This window comes from Enterobacter sp. 148H3 (assembly GCF_034107425.1).
Classification (GTDB): Bacteria; Pseudomonadota; Gammaproteobacteria; order Enterobacterales; family Enterobacteriaceae; genus Enterobacter; species Enterobacter vonholyi.
Window position 1 is genome coordinate 102615 of sequence record NZ_JAWNEI010000013.1, and the last position, 6529, is coordinate 109143.

At 53.0% G+C, this 6529-nt stretch carries 8 protein-coding genes; 3 read left to right on the top strand and 5 right to left on the bottom strand.

The annotated features are described in order from the left end of the window. Positions 1-7 precede the first annotated feature (7 nt). On the top strand, positions 8-1687 hold the full coding sequence (dauA, locus tag USH94_RS18170) for a C4-dicarboxylic acid transporter DauA (RefSeq protein WP_111965912.1): 1680 nt from the start codon (positions 8-10) through the stop codon (positions 1685-1687). On the opposite strand, the gene USH94_RS18175 is transcribed toward dauA, so the two are convergent. Continuing rightward, a complete protein-coding gene (locus USH94_RS18175; protein WP_111965911.1) occupies positions 1673-2731 on the bottom strand; it encodes a MerR family transcriptional regulator in 1059 nt (352 codons plus the stop codon). The genes dauA and USH94_RS18175 overlap by 15 nt on opposite strands. Positions 2732-2852: 121 nt before the next feature. Continuing rightward, positions 2853-3128: a stress-induced protein YchH gene (gene ychH, locus USH94_RS18180; protein WP_111965910.1), complete on the bottom strand. Its 276-nt coding sequence runs from the start codon at positions 3126-3128 to the stop codon at positions 2853-2855. Between the two features lie 274 nt (positions 3129-3402). Between ychH and pth the strand changes: the two genes are divergently transcribed. Then, a complete protein-coding gene (pth, locus tag USH94_RS18185) occupies positions 3403-3987 on the top strand; it encodes an aminoacyl-tRNA hydrolase (RefSeq protein WP_111965909.1) in 585 nt (194 codons plus the stop codon). 126 nt (positions 3988-4113) lie between these two features. Then, positions 4114-5208 carry a redox-regulated ATPase YchF gene (gene ychF / locus USH94_RS18190; RefSeq protein WP_003856650.1) on the top strand — a complete coding sequence of 365 codons (1095 nt, stop codon included), beginning with the start codon at positions 4114-4116 and terminating at the stop codon, positions 5206-5208. Positions 5209-5269: 61 nt separating this feature from the next. Here the strand turns inward: ychF and USH94_RS18195 are convergent, their stop codons facing one another. From USH94_RS18195 to USH94_RS18205, 3 genes are all read right to left on the bottom strand, one after another. Further along, a complete protein-coding gene (locus USH94_RS18195; protein WP_045405000.1) occupies positions 5270-5695 on the bottom strand; it encodes a tetratricopeptide repeat protein in 426 nt (141 codons plus the stop codon). 114 nt (positions 5696-5809) lie between these two features. Continuing rightward, complete coding sequence (locus USH94_RS18200; protein WP_111965908.1) at positions 5810-6373, bottom strand: hypothetical protein; 564 nt, start codon at positions 6371-6373, stop codon at positions 5810-5812. Further along, positions 6321-6529 (bottom strand): hypothetical protein (locus USH94_RS18205; protein WP_320731328.1); only part of this gene is annotated, 209 nt, incomplete at its 5' end. The genes USH94_RS18200 and USH94_RS18205, both read right to left, overlap by 53 nt.

The following is a 6529-nucleotide window of genomic DNA, read 5'->3' on the forward strand; positions in this document are numbered from 1 at the left end:
GATAATTGTGAAAAACGTAGCCTCCTCACATGTTCTGCCCTTTCGCGCCCTCATCGACGCCTGCTGGAAAGAGAAGTACACCTCGTCACGCTTTGTCCGTGACCTGATTGCCGGGATCACCGTCGGTATTATTGCCATCCCGCTGGCGATGGCGCTGGCAATTGGCAGCGGCGTTGCGCCGCAGTACGGTCTGTACACCTCGGCCGTTGCCGGGATCGTCATTGCCCTGACGGGCGGCTCGCGCTTCAGCGTCTCCGGCCCGACTGCCGCCTTTGTGGTGATCCTCTACCCCGTTTCGCAACAGTTTGGTCTGGCAGGCCTGCTGGTCGCCACCCTGATGTCCGGCGTCTTTTTGATTCTGTTTGGCGTGGCACGCTTTGGTCGCCTGATTGAGTACATTCCCCTTTCCGTGACGCTGGGGTTCACCTCTGGGATTGGTATCACCATCGGAACCATGCAGATCAAGGATTTCCTCGGCCTGCAGATGCCCCACGTACCGGAGCACTACCTGCAAAAAGTGGGGGCGCTGTTTATGGCGCTGCCAACTGCGAACCTGGGCGACGCCGCCATCGGGATTGTGACGCTGGGCACGCTGATCGTCTGGCCTCGTCTGGGTATCCGTCTGCCGGGTCACCTGCCCGCGCTGCTGCTGGGCTGCGCGGTGATGGCCATCGTCAATATGTTCGGTGTTCACGTCGCGACTATCGGCTCGCAGTTCCACTATGTTCTGGCGGACGGTTCACAGGGTAGCGGCATTCCGCAACTGCTACCGCAGCTGGTGCTGCCGTGGGACATGCCCGGCTCCAGCTTTACCCTAAGCTGGGATTCCCTGCGCGCCCTGCTTCCCGCCGCGTTCTCGATGGCGATGCTGGGAGCGATTGAATCCCTGCTCTGCGCCGTCGTTCTGGACGGCATGACCGGCACCAAGCACAAAGCTAACAGCGAACTGGTCGGTCAGGGATTGGGGAACCTCGTCGCGCCGTTCTTTGGCGGTATTACCGCAACGGCAGCCATCGCCCGCTCTGCGGCCAACGTGCGCGCGGGTGCAACGTCACCCGTTTCGGCGGTTATCCACTCCGTGCTGGTGATCCTTGCCCTGCTGATCCTTGCCCCGCTGCTCTCCTGGCTACCGCTTTCCGCCATGGCCGCCCTGCTGCTGATGGTGGCCTGGAACATGAGCGAGGCGCATAAGGTCGTGAACCTGCTGCGTCGCGCGCCGAAAGACGACATTATCGTGATGCTGATCTGCATGTCGCTGACCGTGCTGTTCGATATGGTTATCGCCATCAGCGTCGGGATCGTGCTGGCTTCCCTGCTGTTTATGCGCCGTATCGCGCAGATGACGCGCCTTTCCCCGGTAAACGTCGAGGTGCCTGACGATGTGCTGGTGCTGCGCGTGATTGGCCCGCTGTTCTTCGCCGCGGCGGAAGGTCTGTTCAGCGATCTGGAGTCCCGCATCGCGGGCAAACGGGTTGTGGTGCTGAAATGGGATGCCGTACCGGTGCTGGATGCAGGCGGCCTGGATGCCTTCCAGCGCTTTGTGAAACGTCTGCCGGAAGGCTGCGAGCTGCGGGTGAGTAACCTGGAATTCCAACCTCTGCGCACCATGGCGCGCGCGAGCGTGCAGCCTATCCCTGGCCGACTCTCCTTCTATCCTAACCGTGAAGCCGCGCTAGCGGATATGTGAGTTATCTGATGCAGAGAAACGTCTCTGCATCATCACTCCGATCGCCTGCTGGAGCCATGCAAGCACGGCAGGCGTCATCCAGGTTCCTTTCATCAGGTGCGGTTCCTGCTGCATGGCAGCGCGAAACTTTTGCTGAGTTTCCGGGTTCTTGCCCGCGTAAGACTGGAACAATGCCAGCCAGTTTTCAGCTAGCTTTTGCGCCTTCTCCGAGGCAGGATCGATATTTTCCCGCTGCGCCTGATGCAGTTTCGCCACCAGCGGCGGCCACTCCATCATGCGGTCAAAGTAGTGCTTCCGGGTAAAGGCCATCTCCTCGGCAGAAAGATATTTCTCCCAGATAATCAGCTTCGACTCGGCAAACGCCCGCGTGATGTAATCGGTCATCACCGGCGTGATGCCGGTCTGCGCCTGCATCTGCGGTTCAACGCTGTGCATCTCGTTTAACCGGGTGAGAAACTCCGGCTTGCCCGCCGTGTCCTGCTCCAGGCGCTCCATCCAGCGCGTCGCCAGATCCATCGCCCGCGCGTCCGTAGCGGGTATACGGTGTTCCAGCAGCGTGTTGGCCTCTGCAACCAGCCCTGACCAGATTGCCGTCAGCGCATCCTTGTGTACCGCAAACGGCAGCTGCTGTAACTCTTCTTTGCTAAACCAGCGATCGTACATATTCATTAACTCCAGAGTCTGTAGCCAGGATTCCAGATCCGGCGTCGCATCGTCGAGAAGCCCGGCTCGCAGCTCCACCAGCCGGTCGCGCAGCGTATGTATGCTGCGCAACTGTTTATCCAGCAGCGTGATTTGCGCATCGAGTAACTCGGTTAACGACAGCGACTCCTGCTCCAGGAAATCCCTGATTTCAGCAAGTTCCAGCCCCGCTTTTGCCAGCGCCTGGATCATGTGCAGACGCTGGACATCCGCCAGGTTGTAAAGCCGGTAACCTGCCGCGCTTCTGGCAGAAGGCAGCAACAACCCTGTTTGCTCATAGTGGTGCAATGTCCGCACGGTGATCCCGGCACGTTTCGCCAACTCACCCACCTGAATCAACATAACTGCTCCTTTTTCTTTGCCAGTGGCGCCACTCTGGAGCCTTACGTTACGTGAGGGTCAACCCCTGATGCAAAAAAAAACGACTCCCTCGGGAGCCGTTTCGGTGTTCTTTATCGCAGCACTAGCTGTGCTTATGCTGGTCGCGACGACAGCGTTTGTCGTAGTGGCGCACCCACCAGTATTTATCGCACACTTCCTCATGTCCGCTCATGCGTGCCCCGGCGAGCCACAATACCGCACCGAGGAAGATGCTCAGTATCGCGCCATGGGCGAAGTATTGCGGGAGATCAAGCTGCGGCAACTGGTTCAAAATGGAATAACCCACGCCGCCTACCATCACGAACAGCCCCAACCCCATCAGCACGTTACCGAGTAACGAAGCGTTTTTGCGTTTCATGTGTCACCTCCGGAACTTTGGGTTGTCAGGGGAAAAGCCCCTAATCCTTGTGTGTAAAGTATAGACAACGCCCCTTTTATGAGTTGCGTGAATGATCACAATTACAGATAACTCCCAAACAAAAGTTTACAAATAAGACTTTGAACAGCTTGAAATTCTAATTGTTCAAACAAGTAATTATTCGTATTTCGCTGCGACGATCGCAGAATTTTGTCAAGCGGCGCGCCAGACAGTAAACTACGCGCCAGATCTGGAACCCATTAGGAATTGAATCGTGACGATTAAACTGATTGTCGGCCTCGCCAACCCGGGCGCAGAATATGCGGCTACCCGCCATAATGCCGGTGCATGGTACGTCGATCTGCTGGCCGAGCAGTTACGTGCTCCCCTGCGTGAAGAACCTAAATTCTTCGGGTATACCTCACGTATCAACCTTGCAGGCGCAGACATTCGCCTGCTGGTACCCACCACGTTTATGAACCTGAGCGGTAAAGCCGTGGCGGCGATGGCAACGTTTTATCGCATCAATCCGGATGAAATTCTGGTCGCCCACGATGAGCTGGATCTCCCCCCTGGCGTGGCGAAATTCAAGCTGGGCGGCGGCCACGGCGGCCACAACGGTCTTAAAGACATCATCAGCAAGCTGGGCAATAACCCGAATTTCCACCGTTTGCGCGTGGGAATCGGCCATCCGGGCGATAAAAACAAAGTTGTCGGTTTCGTGCTCGGTAAGCCCCCGGTTTCCGAACAGAAACTGATTGACGAGGCGGTAGACGAAGCGGCGCGCTGCACTGAAATCTGGCTGAAAGACGGCTTAACCAAAGCGACAAACCGCTTGCACGCTTTTAAAGCGCAATAATCCGCCCGATACGGCTTTTTTACCGCGCGTCATGCGGGTTACGTGTATAATAGGCGTAGTTATTTACTTTTCATCAATCGGTTATGACTAACGGATTGATTATCAAGATATTAAGGTGATTTAGAAATGGGATTCAAATGCGGTATCGTCGGTCTGCCAAACGTGGGCAAATCCACCCTGTTTAACGCGCTTACCAAAGCGGGTATCGAAGCGGCGAACTTCCCGTTCTGTACCATCGAACCGAACACCGGCGTTGTGCCAATGCCGGACCCGCGTCTGGACCAGCTCGCGGAAATCGTGAAGCCGCAGCGCATTCTGCCAACCACTATGGAATTCGTGGACATCGCGGGCCTGGTAAAAGGCGCATCCAAAGGTGAAGGCCTGGGCAACCAGTTCCTGACCAATATTCGTGAAACCGAAGCGATCGGCCACGTTGTGCGCTGCTTCGAGAACGACAACATCATCCACGTAAACAACAAAGTGGATCCGGCTGACGACATCGACGTTATCAACACCGAGCTGGCGCTCTCTGACCTCGACACCTGCGAACGCGCGATTCACCGCGTGCAGAAGAAAGCCAAAGGCGGCGACAAGGACGCGAAAGCGGAACTGGCTGCGCTGGAAAAATGTCTGCCACAGCTGGAAAACGCCGGCATGCTGCGCGCGCTGAAAAACCTGACTGACGAAGACAAAGCGGCGATCAAATACCTGAGCTTCCTGACCCTGAAGCCAACCATGTACATCGCCAACGTTAACGAAGACGGTTTCGAGAACAACCCTTACCTCGACAAAGTGCGTGAAATCGCCGCGGCGGAAGGTTCTGTGGTTGTTGCTGTGTGCGCTGCCGTTGAATCCGACATCGCCGAGCTGGACGATGCCGACCGTGAAGAGTTCATGGCCGAGCTGGGTCTGGAAGAGCCGGGCCTGAACCGCGTGATCCGCGCAGGCTATGAGCTGCTGAACCTGCAGACCTACTTCACCGCTGGCGTGAAGGAAGTGCGTGCCTGGACCATCCCTGTGGGTGCGACTGCGCCTCAGGCGGCCGGTAAAATCCATACCGACTTCGAGAAAGGCTTTATTCGTGCGCAGACTATCGCGTTTGAAGACTTCATCACCTACAAGGGTGAGCAAGGCGCGAAAGAAGCAGGCAAGATGCGTGCGGAAGGGAAAGATTACATCGTTAAAGATGGCGATGTGATGAACTTCCTGTTTAACGTTTGATTGGTTTTGAATGAAAAAAATCCACGCTTTGGCGTGGATTTTTTTTCATAAATTACCGGTTTTACGCCTTCTTGCGCAGATAGAACTCAAGGTATTTTTTAGGTCTATCCTGAAACGCACGCTCTTTGCCGTAGTTATAAGCATCGTTGAAATATTTATACGCTTCATCGAATTGATTCAACTCGTAACAGACCATGCCGAGGTCGATTGATGGTGCGGTGTCTATATCCGATCCACGTGTGCGCAAAGTCGTCTCTCCCCATTTCTTCGCCTCATCGTAATCCTCAAGATCAAAGTAAGCGCTGTACATGCACGCAGCGATCCAGTTAGCAAATTCCGATTCAAACTTTGGCTCAGGAAGAGCTTGCCAGGCTTTTTGGTATTGCTCTAAAGCTTCGGCGTATTTTTGGTTGTCGTGAAACTCGTTTCCTTTTTCTACAAGAGATGTAACTCTTTTTTCATCGAATTTATAGCATACGTTTTTCATATATTTATTCATTATCATTCGAAAAGAGACCTCCTTGCCTATATAAAAGGGATATAAGCAATAAATGCCTTCAGAAGCATGGAGGTCTCTAAAAGAGTAAGTTTTTATTGTTAACTAACCAAAAAAGAAATATTTAAAAGCTTCTGCCTCAACATCCTTAAGCTTGCTTTTTAGCATTAAATCGATATCTTCCAGAAAGTCCTCTCTGAAATTAAAATCATCATCTGTAGCATCACCATCATATTTACTTTGTTCTATCTCAATGGCAGAACAAAAAGCATCCAAAAAATCGGCTAACGAATTGGAAATAATGAAATTTCTTTTTTGAATACTACCATAAACAGGAGATGTAATATTTTGGGTATCACAAAAAAGAACATCTCCATTTCTTTCAGCAAAGATTATATATTCATCGCGCCAGGTCGTGTCATTTTGAACTCGCCAGCCTGATAACATTTCATTAAGCTCTTGGGACTCAACAATCTGTATAAAGAAAGCACCATCAAATGTTGGGTGATCATTTAAAATCAAATGGCTATAAAAAAAACGAATTTCGCCATTTAAATTCACTGGAAAAGAAGTTTCATTTTCATCATCTGTATAGTCTATCTCTCCCATATTTAAATCATTCATTTTGAATTTGATAACAAAGTCTTGGACTGCATTTTTTATGTTCATCTTTCCCCCTATAATTGCTTACAAGAGAATCGTGTGGGCGGTAGCGAATCAGATCTTCAGGAGTTAACCCCCACGGATCCACCCACCCCAGCGCATTCGGCGCATACTGGTAAAGGTTTATCCCCCCCGCCAGCCCTATCGGGTCCTGCTGCGTAA